At 68.7% G+C, this 17365-nt stretch carries 14 protein-coding genes and 3 pseudogenes; 7 read left to right on the forward strand and 10 right to left on the reverse strand.

The annotated features are described in order from the left end of the window. Positions 1–31: 31 nt before the first annotated feature. A complete protein-coding gene (locus tag ACIA5D_RS43870) occupies positions 32–1057 on the reverse strand; it encodes a hypothetical protein (protein ID WP_396036584.1) in 1026 nt (341 codons plus the stop codon). Between the two features lie 462 nt (positions 1058–1519). On the opposite strand from ACIA5D_RS43870, the pseudogene ACIA5D_RS43875 reads away from it, so the two are divergent. Then, a pseudogene (locus tag ACIA5D_RS43875) lies at positions 1520–1840 on the forward strand (IS30 family transposase); the annotation flags it as partial. A 140-nt stretch (positions 1841–1980) separates the two neighbouring features. On the opposite strand, the gene ACIA5D_RS43880 reads toward ACIA5D_RS43875, so the two are convergent. Genes ACIA5D_RS43880 through ACIA5D_RS43895 form a run of 4 tightly spaced genes read right to left on the reverse strand, consistent with a single transcriptional unit; the run spans position 1981 to position 7200 of the window. Then, complete coding sequence (locus ACIA5D_RS43880) at positions 1981–2316, reverse strand: Rieske (2Fe-2S) protein (protein WP_396036585.1); 336 nt, start codon at positions 2314–2316, stop codon at positions 1981–1983. Then, a complete protein-coding gene (nirB, locus tag ACIA5D_RS43885; protein WP_396036586.1) occupies positions 2313–4769 on the reverse strand; it encodes a nitrite reductase large subunit NirB in 2457 nt (818 codons plus the stop codon). Before nirB ends, ACIA5D_RS43880 begins: the two co-directional genes overlap by 4 nt. Then, complete coding sequence (locus ACIA5D_RS43890) at positions 4769–5116, reverse strand: molybdopterin oxidoreductase (RefSeq protein WP_396036587.1); 348 nt, start codon at positions 5114–5116, stop codon at positions 4769–4771. The genes nirB and ACIA5D_RS43890 overlap by 1 nt, the downstream gene beginning before the upstream one ends. 2 nt (positions 5117–5118) lie before the next feature. Beyond that, positions 5119–7200 (reverse strand): molybdopterin oxidoreductase family protein, encoded by a 2082-nt coding sequence (locus tag ACIA5D_RS43895; protein WP_396036588.1) that lies wholly within the window; start codon positions 7198–7200, stop codon positions 5119–5121. A 275-nt stretch (positions 7201–7475) separates the two neighbouring features. On the opposite strand from ACIA5D_RS43895, the gene ACIA5D_RS43900 reads away from it, so the two are divergent. Then, positions 7476–7988: an integrase core domain-containing protein gene (locus ACIA5D_RS43900; RefSeq protein ID WP_396036589.1), complete on the forward strand. Its 513-nt coding sequence runs from the start codon at positions 7476–7478 to the stop codon at positions 7986–7988. Positions 7989–8356: 368 nt separating this feature from the next. Here the strand turns inward: ACIA5D_RS43900 and ACIA5D_RS43905 are convergent. Further along, positions 8357–8839: pseudogene (locus tag ACIA5D_RS43905) on the reverse strand (IS6 family transposase); the annotation flags it as partial. A 45-nt stretch (positions 8840–8884) separates the two neighbouring features. After that, positions 8885–9232, reverse strand: coding sequence for an ATP-binding cassette domain-containing protein (locus ACIA5D_RS43910; RefSeq protein ID WP_396036590.1), 348 nt, complete (start codon positions 9230–9232; stop codon positions 8885–8887). An 8-nt stretch (positions 9233–9240) separates the two neighbouring features. On the opposite strand from ACIA5D_RS43910, the gene ACIA5D_RS43915 reads away from it, so the two are divergent. Further along, the gene (locus tag ACIA5D_RS43915) at positions 9241–9558 is read left to right on the forward strand and encodes an ATP-binding protein (protein ID WP_396036591.1); all 318 of its coding nucleotides are present in this window, start codon (positions 9241–9243) and stop codon (positions 9556–9558) included. A gap of 58 nt (positions 9559–9616) precedes the next feature. Beyond that, positions 9617–10414 (forward strand): hypothetical protein, encoded by a 798-nt coding sequence (locus ACIA5D_RS43920; RefSeq protein ID WP_396036592.1) that lies wholly within the window; start codon positions 9617–9619, stop codon positions 10412–10414. 65 nt (positions 10415–10479) lie between these two features. On the opposite strand, the gene ACIA5D_RS43925 is transcribed toward ACIA5D_RS43920, so the two are convergent. After that, the gene (locus ACIA5D_RS43925) at positions 10480–10755 is read right to left on the reverse strand and encodes a hypothetical protein (protein WP_396036593.1); all 276 of its coding nucleotides are present in this window, start codon (positions 10753–10755) and stop codon (positions 10480–10482) included. 703 nt (positions 10756–11458) lie between these two features. On the opposite strand from ACIA5D_RS43925, the pseudogene ACIA5D_RS43930 reads away from it, so the two are divergent. Then, positions 11459–12136, forward strand: a pseudogene (locus ACIA5D_RS43930) (IS6 family transposase); the annotation flags it as partial. 1048 nt (positions 12137–13184) lie between these two features. Then, on the forward strand, positions 13185–13625 hold the full coding sequence (locus ACIA5D_RS43935; protein ID WP_396036594.1) for a hypothetical protein: 441 nt from the start codon (positions 13185–13187) through the stop codon (positions 13623–13625). Between the two features lie 314 nt (positions 13626–13939). Here the strand turns inward: ACIA5D_RS43935 and ACIA5D_RS43940 are convergent, their stop codons facing one another. Both ACIA5D_RS43940 and ACIA5D_RS43945 read right to left on the reverse strand, forming a co-directional pair. Further along, entirely contained in the window at positions 13940–14974 is a 1035-nt protein-coding gene (locus ACIA5D_RS43940; RefSeq protein WP_396036595.1) for a kelch repeat-containing protein, read from the reverse strand. Positions 14975–15551: 577 nt separating this feature from the next. Continuing rightward, the gene (locus tag ACIA5D_RS43945; protein WP_396036596.1) at positions 15552–16259 is read right to left on the reverse strand and encodes a TetR/AcrR family transcriptional regulator; all 708 of its coding nucleotides are present in this window, start codon (positions 16257–16259) and stop codon (positions 15552–15554) included. Positions 16260–16310: 51 nt separating this feature from the next. Here ACIA5D_RS43945 and ACIA5D_RS43950 point away from each other — a divergent pair, with 51 nt between their 5' ends. Next, positions 16311–17192, forward strand: coding sequence for an NmrA family NAD(P)-binding protein (locus ACIA5D_RS43950; protein ID WP_396036597.1), 882 nt, complete (start codon positions 16311–16313; stop codon positions 17190–17192). Positions 17193–17365 lie beyond the last annotated feature (173 nt).

Consider the following 17365-nt stretch of genomic DNA (forward strand, 5'->3'; position numbering starts at 1 on the left):
CCTCCATGGACGGTACGGCCCGCGGCCGGCCTCAGGACGGTCCGCTGTATTGGATGAAGAGGCCGAGAGGGCCGGGCAGGACGATCTGGCCGCGGTCGTTGATGTCGGCGGCAATGGTGGTTCCGCCGGGGGGATCGATCGTGGTGTAGACGCCGTGGTCGAGCAGGTAGGCGTGCAGTCCTTGGGCGTCGGCGTACTGGCCCACGACCTGACCGCGGTTATTGATGCCCAGCGGCGCGGTCGCCGCGAAGCCCGGGATGTCCGCACGACAGCCAGGAGGTCCGGGGCAGAGGGTGTCGCGGGCGCCGGGGGGATCGATCGTGGTGAACACGCCATCACGCAGCCGGAAGCCATGGGTCATGCCCTGGGTGTCCTGGTAGCCGCCGACGATCTCGCCGCGGTCGTTGATGTCGAAGGCTCCGCTCCTGCCGACGGCGCCGGGGACGTCGATCGTGGTGAAGGAATCACCGGTGCGGATAAAGCCGCGGCGTGCCCCGTCACCGGCATCGCCGTACACGCCGACGATCTGGTCTCGGTTGTTGATGCCCATGGCCTGGGTGACTGCCGCGCCGGGAACGTCAAACGTGGTGAAGCCGCCGCCCGGGTTCCGCGCGAAGCCGTGGACGGCGCCGCCGTCGACGTAGCCGCCCACGACCCGGCCCCGGTCGTTGAGCCCGAAGGCAAGCGTTTGCGTGGCGCCGGGCGCGTCGAACTTGGTGAAGCGACCACGCGCGTCCCGCAGAAAGCCACGAAGCTGCGCCGTCGCGGTGGCGGCATCCGCGTAGCCAGCGAACTCCCCGCGGTTGTTGGTGTCGACGTACGCGGTCATCGCCGAGCCGGGGACGTCCGCGAGAGGGGTCAGCACGCCCTTGTCCAGCAGCAGGTTCCCGCTGGTCGCCGCCGGCGAGCCCGCCCTGTCAACGGTGCCCGGGCCAACGTGCAGGCCAAGGATGCCGGGCCGGCCCAGGGGTGGAACCTGCGCCGGCCGCGTAGTGGCGCCGGCGGACGCCGCCACGGTCACGGCAAACACCGGCAGTACCGCAACCACGGCGATCACCGCGATCCCACCGCGACGGATCCCCGAACGACGAAGCGGAGTCATGCTGGCCTCCTCAGGTCGAGTTGCACCTCCATAGCAGTAATTCGCGCCCACCTCGCGATCGGATTGGTCGGCGGACGGGCCCGGCCCGAGTTCGCCACGCGGCCTGGCCGGGGACGGCGAGTTGGCGGGAAGTCGCGTCAGGCGAGAACCCCCGAGTCCCCTTAGCTTCGCGTTTAACGTGGGTTTCGCTGGTTCGGGGTCTTGACCTGGTTCTTCTTGACGGCGGGATGTCGTTGGGCGGGCGCGGATCGGGAGCCTTTCGGGCGTCCGGGGCCGGGCCGGGTGGGTTTCGGGTGGCTGGCTGGGGTGCCGATCCGGGGCAGTAGATGGCTGAAACCCTGCCGGACGCGGCCTGGGGTGAACGCGTGTGCTGGTTGTGGTGGCTGCGATCACCGAACAGATCACGACTCTGCCGAGCAGCTACGCCGCTCGCTGACCTGGGACCAGGGAACTGAGATGGCTCAGCACCTCCACCTGCGTCTGGACACCGGCGTCGAGGTCTACTTCTGCGATCCGCACAGCCCTTGGCAGAGAGGCACGAACGAGAACAACGGTCTGCTGCGCCAGTACTTTCCCAAAGGCACCGACCTATCACGACACAGCATCACCGACCTCGACGCCATCGCCGCCACACTCAACAACCGGCCCCGCAAGTCTCTGGGGTGGAGAACGTCAGCAGAAACTCTGAACGAACACCTACGATCGATCCAACGAGCCGACGTTGCGACGACTCCTTGAACCTAAGAACTACACATCGTTCCGGTTCGCGGAACGGGGATCGAGAAGATCAGGTTGCGGCGGGCGATCGGCGCGCCTGTGGTCTCCCAGAAGGCGGGGGTCCTCGGGGCGCCAGTCGTCGATCCAGTGACCGCGGACGGTCACCGCAGGGCGGGCAATGGGCAAGGTCGCGGCCATGTCAGTCTCCCAGCAGGATTTTGGTCGTTGGCTGCATGGACCGGATAGACCGACACCGGCTGCTGGCCGCTCAGCGAGCGACCAGTGGTCAGGTCCCAGGCGTTCAGGTGCAGCGGGCAGACGACCTGCTTGAGGTCGATCTGGCCGTCGCCGAGCGGCCCGCCCTTGTGCGGGCAGACCGCGGACAGGGCGCGCACCGAGCCGTCCCGGAGTCGGAACACGGCGATCATGTCGCTGTCCACCGCGTAGGTTCGGCCCACCCCCGGCGGGTTGTCGTGGATGGATCCGAGCGCCCTCATGAGCGCACCGGCACCTGAGGCAGCACCGTCAGCGGCAGCGAGGTGCGGAACTGGCCCGGCGTGGCCGGGTCGTTCCGTTCCTTCCACGGGTCGCGGTAGGCGGCCACCGAGGCGGCCATCCGGGTGTCCAGGTCGGCCGCGATGCCGTCGGCGTCGTCGACCACGATCGCCCGGATCCGTTCGATGCCGATCCGCGGCACGAACGCGTACGTGCGCTCCAGCCAGTTGCCGTTCTCCCGGTAGTACTGCAGGAACCGGCCGGTCAGGGTGAGCACCTCGTCGGCCGTGCCGACGGTGGCGAGCAGGTCGCCCTTGCGGACGTGGGCGCCGGCCGCGCCGCCGATGTAGATCTCCCACTTGCCGCCGTCGATGGCGACCACACCCAGGTCTTTGACGTACGCCTCGGCGCAGTTGCGCGGGCACCCGGTGACCGCGAGTTTCATCTTCCCGGGGCCCTCGATGCCCTGGTAACGGTCCTCGATCGCGATCCCGAGCGCGGTCGAGTCACCCACTCCGAACCGGCAGAAGTCCGAGCCGACGCAGGTCTTCACGGTGCGGAAGCTCTTGCCGTAGGCGTAGCCGGACGGCATGTCGAGGTCCGCCCAGATCTGCGGCAGCTTCTCCTTGGGCACGCCGAGCAGGTCGATGCGCTGCCCGCCGGTGAGCTTCACCATCGGGACCGCGTGCCTCTCGGCCACCTCGGCGATCCGCCGCAGCTGGGCCGGGGTGGTGACGCCGCCCTTCATCTGCGGCACCACGGAGAATGTGCCGTCCCGCTGGATGTTGGCGTGCACCCGGTCGTTGATGAACCGCGCGTCGCGCTCGTCCACGTAGTCGCCGCCCCACATCATCTTCAGCAGCGAGGCGAGGCCCATCTTGCTCCTGGCGTCCTCCTCGCCGCCGAGGGTGGCGAAGACCGCCGACACCGACCGCAGGCCGTGGGTGCGGATCGCGTTCATCAGCTCCGGCTTGGGCATCGGCACGCCTGGCACGTACCAGGACGCGGCCGGGTCCTCCTCGACCTCGCCGCCGGCCGCCCACTCGACGATCCGCTGCACCAGCGGCCTGCAGGTGCCACAGCCCTTGCCGGCCCTGGTCTTGTCCATCACCCCGCCGACGGTCTTACAGCCGCCCTGCACGGTCGCGCAGATCGAACCCTTGCTGACGCCGTTGCAGTTGCAGACCTGCTCGTCGTCGGCCATGTCGGCGACGCTCACCTCGCCCGCCGGCCCGCCCAGGTCGAACAGCAGCTCGGCGCGCTCCTCCGGCAGCGGCAGCTCGCGGTCGAACGCCTGCATCAGGAAGGCGGCCTTGCGCGCGTCGCCGACCAGGGTGGCGCCGACCAGCACGCCGCCGCGGATGATGACGTTCTTGTAGACGCCCTTGCGCGGCTCGGCGAACTCGAGCAGCTCATCGTCCTCGCGCTCGGGCTCCTGCAGGCCCATCGAGGCCACGTCGACACCGGCCACCTTGAGCTTGGTGGCGACCCGCGAACCGTGGTAAGCCGCGTGCACATCTGTCCCGCACAGGTGGTCGGCCAGCACCTTGGCCTGGTCCCACAGCGGCGCCACCAGGCCGTAGAGTTCGCCGCGGTGCTGGGCGCACTCGCCGACCGCGTAGATGTCGTCCTCGTCCTGGCAGCGCATCTGGTCGTCGACCACGACGCCGCGCTCGACCACGAGACCCGAGCCCGACGCCACGCCGGTGTTGGGGCGGATGCCGGCGGCCATCACCACGACATCGCACGGGATAACCCGGCCGTCGGCCATCTTCACGCCGGTGACCGCGTGCTTGCCGAGGATCTCGGTGGTCTTGCCGTCGACCACCACCTCGATGCCGAGTTTTGCCTCCACGGTGGCCTGCAGGGTCCGGCCGGCCCGTGCGTTGAGCTGGGAGTTCATCAGATGGCCGGCGGCGTGCACGAGGGTCACATGCGGCAGGTGGTGCTGCAGGCCGCGGGCGGCCTCGAGGCCGAGCAGACCGCCGCCGATCACCACGGCCCGCTGGTGCTCCCGGGCGTACCGGATCATGTTGCGGGTGTCGTCGAGCGTGCGGAACACGAAGACGCCCTGGTGGTAACCGCGGCCCGGCAGGCGGAGACCCGTGATCGGCGGGACGAAGGCGGAGCTGCCGGTCGCGATGATCAGCTTGTCGTAGGGTGTCTCGGTGCCGTCGGCCGCGTAGACCCGCTTGGCGTACCGGTCGATGCGTTCGATTCGGGTGTCCGTGTGCAGCGTGATGCCGTTGTCCGCGTACCAGCCCAGGTCGTTGAGGAAGATGCCGGACTCGTCCTCCACCCCGGCCAGGAGGTTGGAGAGCATGATTCGGTTGTAGTTGCCGTACGGCTCGTCGCCGAACATCGTGATCTCGAAGTCGCCGCCGCGGGCCAGGATCTCCTCGACCGTGCGGGCCCCGGCCATACCGTTGCCGATCACCACCAGTCGCTGTCGCATCAGACCTCCACGACACCCAGGTCGACGATCACCGTTCCGGTCACCCCGGCCGGCGCGGCCAGCCACACTTCGACCGACGTGCCGGCCACCAGGTCCTCCACCACCCGCAGCGAGATGTGCACGTCGCCGCGCGCGCCGATCGGGAAGTACCGCATCGGCTTGCCGTCGCGCATCAGGACCGCGCACACCAATTCGGCGGCCGCATTGCCGCCCCGGAAGTACACGGCCTGCGCGGACATGCCGTCGGGAACCACATAGGACAATTCCGGGGCGATCGGCGCGGGCGCGTCGAGGCCCTTGCCCTCGAAGGGAAAGACACCTTGCAGGAAACGCGGGGTCGAGTGCACCTCTACTCGGTTCCTTCCTGGTAAGAGCTGATGGCGACCGCGCACGCCTTGAAGGCGGGCATCCGGGAGTGCGGGTCGAGAGCCGGGTTGGTCAGCGCGTTGGCGCCGGGCCAGTGGAACGGGGCGAAGATGGTGTCCGGGCGGATCCCGCTGGAGAGCCGGGCCCGCAGCACCGTGGCGCCGCGGCGGCTGCGCAGTTCGACCAGGTCGCCGTCGGCGATGCCGTGCCGGCGGGCCAGGTCGGGGTGGATCTCCGCGCGCGGTTCGGGCAGTGCCACGGTGAGCGCCTTCACCCGGCGGGTCTGGTTGCCGCTCTGGTACTGCTGCATGTTGCGGCCGGTGGTGAGCACGTACGGGTACTCGCGGTCCGGCAGCTCGGCGGGATCGCGGTGCTCGACCCGGATGAACTTCGCCCGCCCGCTCGGGGTGGGAAAGCTCTCCGCGAACAGCCGCGGCGTGCCGGGATGATCCTCGCTCGGGCACGGCCAGAAGACGCCGTCCTCCGCTTCGATCCGCTCGTAGGTGATCCCTGCGTAGTCCGCGATTCCCCCGGCGCTCGCCCGGCGCAGCTCGTCGAACACCTCTCGGGGCTGGTCGGAGAAGAATTCGCCGCGCCCGAGCCGCCCGGCCAGCGAAGTGAGCATCTGCAGGTCGGTGCGCACGCCGGGCGGCGGCGGCAGGGCCCGCTTGCGGCGGATGACACGACCCTCCAGGTTGGTCATCGTGCCCTCCTCCTCGGCCCACTGGGCGGTGGGCAGGACGACATCAGCCACCGCGGCGGTCTCCGACTCGAAGATGTCCGAGACGACCAGGAAGTCGAGCGCGGCGAGGCGGTCGTGCACCCGGTTGCTGTCTGGCGCCGACACCGCGATGTTGCTGGCCAGCACGAGCAGCACGCGGACGCCGCCGTCGGTACCGAGGCGGTCGATCATCTCGTACGCGGACAGGCCCGGCCCGGGCAGCTCGTCCGGATCGATCCCCCACACCGCGGCCACGTGCGCCCGGGCCGCCGGGTCGTCCAGCCTGCGGTACCCGGGAAGCTGGTCGGCCTTCTGCCCGTGCTCCCGGCCGCCCTGCCCGTTGCCCTGCCCGGTGATCGTGCCGTAGCCGGAGTTCGGGCGGCCCACCAGGCCGAGGGCGAGAGCCAGATTCAGGTACGCCTGCGCGGTGTCGGTGCCGCTGCTGTGCTGCTCGGCGCCGCGCGCAGTGAGGATCATCGCGGGCCGGTGCGTGCCGAGCAGCCGGGCCGTCTCCCGCAGCTGGGCCTCCGGCACACCGGTCATCCGCTCGACCCGCTCGGGCCAGTAGGCGTTGGTGGCCGCCCGCACGGCCTCGAAGCCGGTCGTCCGGTCCCGGATGTAGGCCTCGTCGATGAGCCCGTCCCGGATAGCGATGTGCATCAGGCCGTTGGCCAGCGCCAGATCGGTGCCGGGCAGCGGTTGCAGGTGCAAGTGGGCGCCGTTCGCGGTGGCGGTGCGCCGCGGGTCGACCACGATGTGCCGGGCGCCGTTGGCCCGGCCGGCATCCAGGTACTGCATGGACGGCGGCATGGCGTCGGCCGGGTTCGCGCCGACCAGCAGGACGGTCCGCGCCCCGGCCACGTCTTCGAGCGGGAACGGCAGCCCGCGATCGACGCCGAGGGCCCGGTTGGCCGCGGTGGCCGCCGACGACATGCAGAAGCGCCCGTTGTAGTCGATCGCCGACGAACGCAGCGCGACCCGGACGAACTTACCGAGTGCGTACGCTTTCTCGTTGGTCAGTCCACCACCGCCGAAAGCGCCGACGCTGTCCCGGCCGTACGCCTGCTGGCTGTGTTGAATTGCCTCCACGATCAGCGTGAGAGCCTCGTCCCAGCTCGCCTCCCGCAACGGCGAAAGCCGGTCTCCCGGCACCTTGCGCACCCTCGGGGTGAGCAGCCGGTCGGGGTGATCGAGCAGGTCAGCGGCGGTGAAGCCCTTGGCGCACAATCCGCCCTTGTTCACCGGGAAATCGCGCGGCTCCAGCCTGACCACGGAAATTCCCGGGGTCAGCGTCATGCCGCACTGCAGCGCGCAGTAGGGGCAATGCGTATCGGTCGCCGTCACACCCACGAACATTTCCGGGTCATTGTTTTCGGACGGGTCCGCCGCCGTTGCACCGACGTTAACGGCGCAACACGAGCCCGGCCACCGCCGGATCGAGGCAGCGGGCGCCGTTGCATTGCGAGATCGGTGGCCGCGTCGATCTCGGCTGGGACAGGCGTCAGATGGCTTGAGCGAGTTCGGTGAACGCAGCGGCGACCCGCTCTACCGGGGTGGTGTCGACTGCGAGGTCGTAGTGGCCGGACTTCATCGAAACGATCACGCTGACCGGCACCAGAATGTACGTCCTCGCGGTCATCGAGCACGCCAGCCGCCGCATCCGGATCCTCGGCGCGACCGCACACCCGAGCGCCGCCTGGGACACCCAAGTTACCCGCAACCTGGTTATGGACATCGAGGATGCAGGCTGCCGCACGAAGTACCTGATCCGCGACCGGGACGGCAAGTATCCCGCCCTGTTCGACGCGATCCTGGCCGACGCCGGCATCGCGGTTGTGCTCAGCGGTGTCCAGATGCCCCGCATGAACGCTGTTATGGAGCGTTGGGTGCGAACCTGCCGCCGCGAGTTGCTCGACCGCACCCTGATCTGCAACCAGCGGCATCTGCTCCACGCGCTGCGGGAGTACGAGATGTTCTACAACCTTCACCGGCCGCATCAGGGCATCGCGAACGCCCGGCCGCTCGCCCCGCTGCCCACACCGTTCACCGAACCGGGTCGGCTCGCCCAGCTGAACATCCGCCGACATGACCGCCTCGGCGGCATCCTCCATGAGTACGAGCATGCAGCTTGACCTGCCTGGATGACATTCTCGGCATGCACGGCGGCAGTAAATGTGGGAACCGTGCGTCGATGTGTGAGGCACGCGACCTGTGGGCCGGCGACATCGCGTGGATGTTCCCGCTGGAGTGTCGCCGCCGTTGCGTCGTTTGCACGGCGTCTGGTGTGGATGATCGCGACACATCGGTGACGCGAACGTCCCTGTCCTTCCGGTGAGACTCCTGATCGACGACGGCGAGCCGCAGCGCTGGGTATCGGCGGTGCAGTTCCCGCGAGACGGCGAGACGCACCATTCCGGCACCGATGACCGCAACGTCGACCACATCCTTCACGGCCATCGTCCTTACTGCTGGTGTTCGGCCCTGGCCGGTAGAAGAGTCCCGGCACCAAATCTTCGAGCACAGCGGGATAGACCGGCGCGGCGTCGGTGACCACCTCGGTCGGGGTCACCTTCAGTGTCTCGAGTGCTCGGCTGAAGAATCGGCGCGCCGCCGTGGCGTCTCGACGCGACGTGAGCAGCACGTCGATGACCTGGCCGTCCTGGTCGACGGCACGGTAGACGTAGCGCCTGATCCCGTTGACCTTGACGTAGGTCTCGTCCACGAACCACCGGTCACCGGGCGCGTGGCGAGCGAACCGGGCGGCGTCGGCCAGCAGCGGCGTGAACCGCTGCATCCAGCGATAGACCGTGACGTGGTCGACCTCGATCCCGCGTTCGGCCAGCAGTTCCTCGACGTCGCGGTAGGACAGGCCGTAGCGAAGATACCAGCGCACCGCCACCAGGATCATCTCGGCCGGCAAGCGGAACCCGGCGAACGACGAACGCGGAGAAGACCAAGTGTGAGACCGACCTGGAGACTTCACCGCTCAACCTTGCCCGATCAAGTGATCTGCCAACGCAACAGACCCTCATCGGGCAAGCTCCTGGTCGGGCTGCCAGGCGATCGCGACCTGCGCCGGGAAGCGGGCGGCGACGTTCGGGTCGTGCGTCGCGACGACGAGGGCGGTCGCGGTGCTCGACGCGTACGCGGAAAGGGTGTTGATCGTCTGGACACCGGTGGCCTGGTCCAGGGCCGCCGTGGGCTCGTCGACCAGCAGCAGGCGCGGCCCGACCGCCAGCGCGCGGGCGAGCGCGACCCGTTGCTGCATGCCGCCGGAGAGCTCGGCGGGCAGCGCGTCGTCGACGTCGTCCAGTCTGAGCGAGGTCAGGTGAATGCGGGGTGTCCGCCGCGCGGGTCGGCGGCGACCCCGCTGCATTGCGCCGGATGCTGCGCAACATCGTCGACAACGCGGTCCGACACGCCAGCCGGCGGATCGGGCTCTCGCTGTACGAGCGGGACGGCTGGGCCGTGCTGCACGTCGACGACGATGGCCCCGGCGTACCGGTCGCGGACCGGTCGCGCGTTTTCGAACGGTTCGTTCGGCTCGACGATGCTCGCGTGAACGTCGACGGCGGCAGCGGCGGGCTCGGCCTCGCCATCGTCGCAGAGGTCGTCTCCGCACACGGCGGCACGGTGCAGATCGGCGACGCGCCGTCCGGCGGCGCACGGGTGACCGTCCGCATACCGTCGCTCACCGCCTGAGGTTCAGGCTAGGTTCAGCGGCCCCGCGGCAGGCTGTGCCGGACTCATGGAGGCTGTCATGATCCGTACAACGCGTTGTGTCCTGATCTACACGGCGGTTGCCGCCCTCGGCACCGGAGCCGCATGCAGCGGCGGCAGACCGGCGACGACACCGTCGGCCGGCCCGAGCGCTGCTGCTGCTGCCACCACGCGGCCGACCCCGGAACCGCCGGGGTCGGCCGCCCCGATCGCCGTCCCCTATGCACCCGCCGTCGATCCGGCCGCGTTCAGCGCCACGGTGGACAATCCGTTCTTCCCGCTTCGGCCGGGGATGCGCTGGCAGTACCGGTCCGCCACGAAGGACGGCGTGGAGACCACGGTCGTCACCGTCACCGGCAAGACCCGTACGATCGCCGGGTTCACGTGCGTCGAGGTCCGTGACACGGTGCGAGTAGACGGCGCGTTGAAAGAGGACACGCTCGACTGGTACGCCCAGGACCGTACCGGAGCGGTCTGGTACTTCGGTGAGGACACTAAGGAGTACGAGAATGGCAAGGTCAGCAGCACCGAGGGCAGTTGGGTGACGGGCGAGCACGGCGCGCAGCCCGGGATAACGATGCCCGCACAACCCATGCCCGGCGACCGGTATCGCCAGGAGTACTACCGGGGGCACGCCGAGGACGTGGCCGAGGTGCTCAGCATTGCCGAACGCGCGAAGGTGCCGGCCGGCTCGTACGACGGCATGGTGATGACCAAGGAGACCACGCCGCTGGAACCGGCGGTGCTGGAGCGCAAGTACTACGCCCGCGGGATCGGTATTGTGCTCACCGTCGACGTGGCGGCCGGCGGTGTCCGTGACGAACTGGTCGCCCGCTAGGACGCTTTTTGGGGTGGTGGCGGCCTGGACCAGGCCGAACGGGCACGGCGGGCGCGTCACAAGTATCAAGCAGACCAGTCCTGCTGTGCACCCATCGACAAGCCCCGCCCGGGCGGTCGGACATCGGCCTGTCTGGTGATGGCGGACTCGAGGACACGCCGGTCGTCGAAGCGCATCCGGCTCAGGAGCGCGAGCACGGCGGCTACCTCGACCACCTCCGACTGGCAAGCACGACGGATTCGCAGATGTCGATCCAGATCGCGCCATTCCGGCGGCGCGAGGGCCGCGAGCGGGTAGCCCGAGACGGAGATCTGGTATGGGCAGCGCGGTGATGTCCTCATGTGCGACCTCCCTGATTGCGGTCCAGCCACCCGGGCCACAGTCGCCGGGCGACCTGGACCGGGAGCCGACCACCAGGTCCATTGCCCGCCATGCTCCGTGGTAGCCGGGCAGCACGCCGGAGCCGACCAGCATGTGGCCGAGCAGGACTGGGATGATCGCAAAGGTGGACCACCTGTGCAGCTTGTCCAGCCAGATGAAGGCCCGGCCCGCCGGTGACCTGGCTCAGCGCCACGCCGGTGCCGGCCAGTATCAGCAGCAGTGCGAGCACCGCGAGGTTCATGACACGTTGTCCAGGGTCGAAGTGTCCGTCGTGGTTCGGGAAGCGGCCGGTGATCGCTGCGCGTGGCCAGCGAGCAAACCAATGTAGGTCACGGCGGGAGAGCCGGACCGAGTCCGTGAGCAGGGTGAGCACCGCACGCCGGCCGAGGGTGGCGCCGACGGTGGCCAGTCCCAGCAGTGCCCACCCGGCATTTTGGTGCAGGGTGATGTCGGCCGGCCCAGTGAGTTTCACGAGGGGCTGGGCTTGCCCTCCGCCGCCGGCGAGCAGCCACCAGCCGGGGAGTGGTTGGGGTTGCGGAGCGAGGCGTGGATCACGTGCTGACCTGCGGAGAGCTGGCCAGAGTTGATATGTAAGTGGTCGGCTTCCACCACCTCGCAGTCGTTGGCATTGTCGTCGAGGGTCTGTTGCGTTCACCGGCCGGAATGTCCAAGGCTTGCTCGGTGAAGCATGCCGCTCGGCCGCGTCTTTGGTCACCTCCCCGCTCGGCGTTTGCCGGGTTCCGGTTCCCGGCCGAGGTGATCGTGGTGGCGGTGCGCTGGTACCTGCGCTACGGCCTGTCCTACCGCGACGTCGAGGAACTGCTCGCCGAACGCGGGATAGAGGTCGACCACGTCACGGTCTACCGGTGGATGCAGCGATTCACTGTGCTGCTGGCCGACGCCGCCCGGTCCGCCCGGCACGCGCCAGGCGACCGCCGGTTCGTCGACGAGACCTACGTCAAAGTCAACGGAGTCTGGCGCTACGCCTATCGGGCGATCAACCAGTACCGCCAGGTCATCGACGTGCTGGTCTCGACCCGTCGCGATGCCGCAACGGCGCGCCGGTTCCTTACCCGTGCGCCCCGCACATTGACGGTGATCCCGAGCGAGGTGGTCACCGACGCCGCACCGGGCTACCCGGCCGTGCTCGAAGAACTGATCCCCTCGGCGTGCCATCACGCCGAGCAGTACACGAACAACCCGACCGAAGCTGATCACGGTCAACTCAAACGCCGACTACGACCGATGCGCGGACTCCAGACCGATCGCACAGCACAGGTTGTGATCGCCCGGCACACCTTCCTGCAGAACCTGCGCCGCGGCCACTCAGCTTTCACCATATTCCGCGGGTCCCGCAGCACCCCGCACCCGTACGCCTGGGCACGACCACCGCTTTCCTGGCATGCTCTGGTCCCCTTCACCTTTCGGATCCAGGTAGGCCATCAGACCCAAGAACCTCCCTCCGAGTTCTTCCCGGTTGCACCGGGGATACAACAAGGCGCCTCGCGGCGCAGCGGATCTGCCGCGTGGCGTGCGCTCGGAAAGCTGCGGGCGTGGTCGAGCGTGGGCCAATGTCCTCCGCACACGCCCGCCCGTTCAGCGGATCTCGGCCAGCCCGGGGTTCAGCCGCACCAGCTCACGAGCCGCCTCCGCGTACACGTCCGGCAGCAGCAGCCACTCCCCGGACACCCGCGGCGCCTTGCTGGTCACCGCCACCACTGGCGCCATAGCGGAGAACACGAGAACAACGAGGAGCGCTACCACGAGCAGGACCAGCCACTAACCCTCGCTGCCCAGCCCCAGGCAGACGAACGCGGCGCCCAACAGCAGCCCGAACAGAGGAAAGACCACCCGGGCAACAACCCCGATCAGGCGCCGCACCCGGTCGGCGCGAGCGGCGCCCTTCGCGCCGAGCGGTACCTCCACCACCGTCCGCGACAGCACCGAGTAGGAGGCCGCGACCTGGGCCGTCCGCGGCTCGCCGGCGCCGCCCAGTGGTGGGTCGGGCCAGCGCACCGATGCCAGACCCGACAGGCGGACGGCAACCACCGCTGCACCGTCCAAGCGGACCAACGTTTTTCCTCCTGCCGCTGGCCAAAAGACATCTCCGGCCCGGCCTTGCCGATGGTGACTTCGCCCTGGTAAGTCAATGGCTGCAGCGCGCTAGCACTTCATGATCAGTTAACTATCATGCCGCCAATCGGTCGCTACAGAGCATCACGGTGGTATCCCGAGGTAGGCGTGATCGGGTGACAGCACCTACGACCGCCCCCTAGGCATCCCACAGTTCGCCGCTTAGGGCCTGGCAGTGGCCGGTGGCAGCAGCCTGTAAGGCCGATCCGTTGCTGAGCCTCTACCGGCTTGAGATCATCTGGCGCGTGTTTCGGTCTTGAAGATCGCGCGGGTCACCGCCCACCCGGCACAGGTCACGCAGGTGGCAACGGTCGACCTCCCGCGAAGCGCCGCGGTCGTGTGGTCGTTCATGGCGGCTCCAGCCTCCGCAACCCAGCTCATGGAGGAGGTCGAGGCCGCCGTTACGTTTCCCGGCAGCCCCCGCGGCCTCGGCGAGATCCAGGTGTTCCTGCAACGAACGGCGACCGGCCGCGACATCGTCGCGGCCGAGGTCATCGAGTACGAGGAGGGCCGGCGTGCTGTCACACACTCTCTCGGCACCACGTATCCCAGCTACGGCGTCCTGACCGTCGAGCCGGATCCTGCGCAACCACCTGAGGCGTTCGGGCAGCTCAACACTGCGCCGCACACTGGCCGGGCTTCTCATGTCCGAGGGCTACCGGACGACCTGGACCGACCGTGTTGTCCTGGTCCCTGAGGCCGAGGCGCGGCTGACCGCCTGGATGTACGCATCTGCGCCTGACCTGGGCCGAGGACGCGGAGCCGGCAACCATCGAGGCTGAACTGGTCGGCGCCTGCACCCCGCCGCTCAACGTATACGGCGTCGACCCGGAAAACGTCCAGGCGGCCGTGGTGGCCGCCAAGAACACGTACAACACGTCCGCCTGCCCCGCTCATGCTTGCTGTCGCTTAATCGTTTTCGAGGCGCACGACTATTCACTCGGTCTTGTCCAACAGGTCGTAGCCCGGTCGGCTTGAGCGATGTCCAGGTCGAGGCGGGGCCACTGCGGGTCAGAGCCTCAACGCGTCCACCGCAGCGGTGGCGGTGTCGCGGGAGAGGATGTCGGAGACGACGCCGCCGATCGCCAGGACCGTGCCGTCAGCTTCGGTAGCCGCGGCCAGACTGCACCTGCCAGTCGGCAGTTGCGCCGAGAGCAGGCGCCAATGACGGGTGATGGGGTCGAATACCTCGGTCGTGCGTCGGAGCTGCACGCGTGTGCCGGCGACGAGCTCGCATCCGCCGACCACTGCGATGCGGGCGTCGCGTCCGCGTCCGCGTCCGATGACCGTCGCCCCGGGAACAGACCGGGTCTGGTTCATCGCCGCGATGCTTGTCCACTTGCCGGTTCTGGGGTCGTAACGGTCGACCGCCGCCAAGGAATCCTTGCCTGGTGTCGCCCCACCGATCGCATACAGATAGTCGCCGGCGGCGATCAGCCGAAGACGGTCGCGAGGGGCTGGGAGCGGTGTGATCGGCGTCCAACGGTGCTTACGCGGATCGAACGCGACGCCGGATGCAGTGACCCTCTCGCCTTCACCGAAGGCGACATCACCTCCCACAACATAGAGCACACCGTGCAGCACGGCGGCACCCGCCTGTGCCCGGCCCTCGGGCAACGCCGGCCCCCTCGACCAGGCGTTGGCAAACGGGTCGTAGCGCTCCACCACGTCGACCGGCGGGTCGCCTTCGCCGTACCCGCCGACAACCCAGACCTGTCCGCCGAACGTAGCCGCGGCGGCGTTGGCCCGCGGGGTCCGGACGGTGGCCACGAAATGCCACACTCCGCTGCCGATCGTTCTGCGTGCCTCAGTAGGCGCGATCAGTGCCTGCTGAACAGGATCGAACCCGCCGACCTCCACGATGAGGCCATTGATGGTCGCGGCGGCGGCGCCGACCCGGGCGATGTTCAGCGGGGGGCGTGAGGTCCACCCCACCACGCTCGTTTCGTGCTGTCTCGTCGCGGCACAGGCCGGGCCGGAGACAATCAAGGCAACCATTGCCATTACGCCGATCAATGACATTCTGCTGCCGGCCTTCGCGATCATGGAAACCTCCTGGCATCGTCGCCGAGATGAGGAAGATCGGGCCGCAAAGTATCCGAGCTAAGAGGTCGGATCCCCGATGCCACCAGACTCAGCGCCGCCGGCACGCCGGTGCAATGGCGAACGCGCCAGCTTCCATGACGGTCTTCCGACAGGCACGGCCATAGCCGAGTCGGCCCGGCCGACCGAACCAGCCGCACCGGCCAGCCTCCATGGGCTACCGCTCCCTCCGGTCACGCGCAGCCGGCTCGGGTTTCTCGCGCCTGCCACGTAGACCGCCGCCACGCCAGCGGCTCCGGCCCTGCCGCAACGATGACACGACCCCCTACCGCGGCGCGACAGTGCGTAACCACTACTTGATCAGCTCTACACAAAACAGGAAGCAATCATCTGCCGATGTCAATGCATCCGATCATGGCGGCCAGCCCGCTTGTAGTCGCGTTTCGGTGTGGGTCGCAATAGAGCGCGCGGCGTCGTGTCGAACGGCTCGCCGACTACTATCCCGGGGCTTTAGGGAATCGTCGTTGGCGGCTCCTCTTCCACCCGGCAAGACGCATGCGGAGCCGAAGGCGTTCCCGGGTCAGCTCACGAGGCGACGGCGTCGAGCGCGCTGACGGCATGCGGGGGAGCAGTAGCGGGCCGGCCGTCCGGTGTTCTTGACTCGCAGTGGGCTGCCGCATTCCGCGCAGGATTCGGGACGCTCGTCGTCACGTAACCGGCTGTCTTTCGTGACGCCGATCCGCCGCACGCTGTCGAGCAGCTGCCAGACGAGCCGCGTGCCGCGGTCCGGGCTCGGGTGGGCCGAATGCAGCGTCGCGCCGCCGGCGATAAGCGCGTTCAAGTCGTCGACGCGCAGGTTCGCATCGACCGCACCAGCGTGCTTTGCTTTGTGCAGCAAACGATCCAGCGCCTCACCGAACCTCCGTGCCGCCGCGGCGAAGGTAGCGTGCGGCCAGCTACGGTCGGCCACCAGAGCGTCGCAGAGGTGCTTGCCTTGGGCGCATTTCTCGATCACCTCGAACAGAAAGCCAAACAGTGCGTCGCCGGGCGTGGACCGGGCGGTCCAACGGTCGGCTGCTGACACCAAGTCGTCGAGGTGCTGCGCGAAGACCGCCTCGACCAAGATCGCCTTGCTCGGAAAGTGCCGATAGACAGTGCCCGCGCCGACACCGGCGCGCTGGGCGATCCGACCCAGCGGGACCTCCAGTCCCTCGGCGGCGAAGAGCTGGGCGGCAGCGCGCAGCACGAGCTTGCGGTTCCAGAGGGCGTCGGCACGCGTGGCGGTCATGTCACGTAACCCCTTGCCGGCCGCTCGGAAACGGGTGGAGCATTCCGCATCATGACAGTATCCACCACAGTCCTGGTCACCGGCGCCACCGGCAAGCAAGGCGGTGCGGTCGCTCGACGGCTGCTCGCCGACGGGCGGCCGGTGCGCGTGCTCGTACGGAAAGAAGCGACTGCATCCACCGCAGCATTCGCCGCGGCCGGCGCTGAGCTCGCGCTAGGCGACTTCGACGATCCGGCGAGCCTGCCGCCCGCCCTCAAGGACGTCGTAGCCGTGTTTGCCATGCCACCGACCGCCATCAGTCCTTCCGGGCCCGACACCGAACTCGAGGTCACGCGCGGACGGGCGCTGATCGACGCCACTGCCGCAGCCGGAGTCGAGCAGGTCGTCTTCAGCACCGTCGCATCGGGATCGGCCGCGAAGGAACGCATCGAGCGGCACCTCTTCGACACCATCGCGCTACCGACGATTCTGCGCCCGGTGCGGTTCATGACCAACTACATCGGCCCCGGGTTGCTGGGCATCGACGGCATCTCCGGCGGCGTGCATCGCCACCTCTTCCCGCCACACGAGCCCATGCAAGTCGTAGCGCTGGAGGACATTGCTGACCTCACGGCGCTGGCACTCGCGGCGCCGGAGCGGTTCGCCGGCCGCACGCTGGAACTGGCCGGCGACCAGCCAACTCCCGTCGAGGCGGCCGCGGCGATCAGTGAAGCCACCGGCATCCCGGTCCGCTACGAACAGATCACCGACGACGAGGCCGAGGCGCTCGGGCCAGTCATCGCCCAGGCCAGGAAGCGCTGGCAAGCCGGCCACCGTTGGCACGCCGACATCGAGGCGCTGCGCGTAATCCACCCCGGGCTACGGACCTTCACCGACTGGCTCAACGAATCCGGTGCCGCGGCGATCCGCGCCCACCTCCTGACTGCCGGCTGACGCTTAGCCCAGCGTGGCGTTCTGCAGCCGTGATCACGCTGGCAGCCATACGTCCTGCGACGGTCAGCGTCGGCGCACCCCTGGGTGTCAGGGTTCGGTGAGACCAGCGGTTCACAGGTGTAGCCCGCCCGGGGCGGCGAGGATGGATTGATCACGTTGACGCTCAACACGCT

Origin of the sequence: Actinoplanes sp. NPDC051513 (assembly GCF_044454685.1) — a bacterium.
Taxonomy (GTDB): domain Bacteria; phylum Actinomycetota; class Actinomycetes; order Mycobacteriales; family Micromonosporaceae; genus Actinoplanes.

Excerpts from the sequence above, each read along its gene's own strand:
- ACIA5D_RS43945 (WP_396036596.1), bottom strand. The coding sequence starts at position 16,259 with ATGACCGCCACGCGTGCCGACGCCCTCTGGAACCGCAAGCTCGTGCTG.
- ACIA5D_RS43910 (WP_396036590.1), bottom strand. The coding sequence starts at position 9,232 with ATGCAGCGGGGTCGCCGCCGACCCGCGCGGCGGACACCCCGCATTCAC.
- ACIA5D_RS43915 (WP_396036591.1), top strand. The coding sequence starts at position 9,241 with ATGCTGCGCAACATCGTCGACAACGCGGTCCGACACGCCAGCCGGCGG.
- ACIA5D_RS43950 (WP_396036597.1), top strand. The coding sequence starts at position 16,311 with ATGACAGTATCCACCACAGTCCTGGTCACCGGCGCCACCGGCAAGCAA.
- ACIA5D_RS43880 (WP_396036585.1), bottom strand. The coding sequence starts at position 2,316 with ATGAGGGCGCTCGGATCCATCCACGACAACCCGCCGGGGGTGGGCCGA.
- ACIA5D_RS43925 (WP_396036593.1), bottom strand. The coding sequence starts at position 10,755 with ATGAGGACATCACCGCGCTGCCCATACCAGATCTCCGTCTCGGGCTAC.
- nirB (WP_396036586.1), bottom strand. The coding sequence starts at position 4,769 with ATGCGACAGCGACTGGTGGTGATCGGCAACGGTATGGCCGGGGCCCGC.
- ACIA5D_RS43940 (WP_396036595.1), bottom strand. The coding sequence starts at position 14,974 with ATGATCGCGAAGGCCGGCAGCAGAATGTCATTGATCGGCGTAATGGCA.
- ACIA5D_RS43920 (WP_396036592.1), top strand. The coding sequence starts at position 9,617 with ATGATCCGTACAACGCGTTGTGTCCTGATCTACACGGCGGTTGCCGCC.
- ACIA5D_RS43900 (WP_396036589.1), top strand. The coding sequence starts at position 7,476 with ATGTACGTCCTCGCGGTCATCGAGCACGCCAGCCGCCGCATCCGGATC.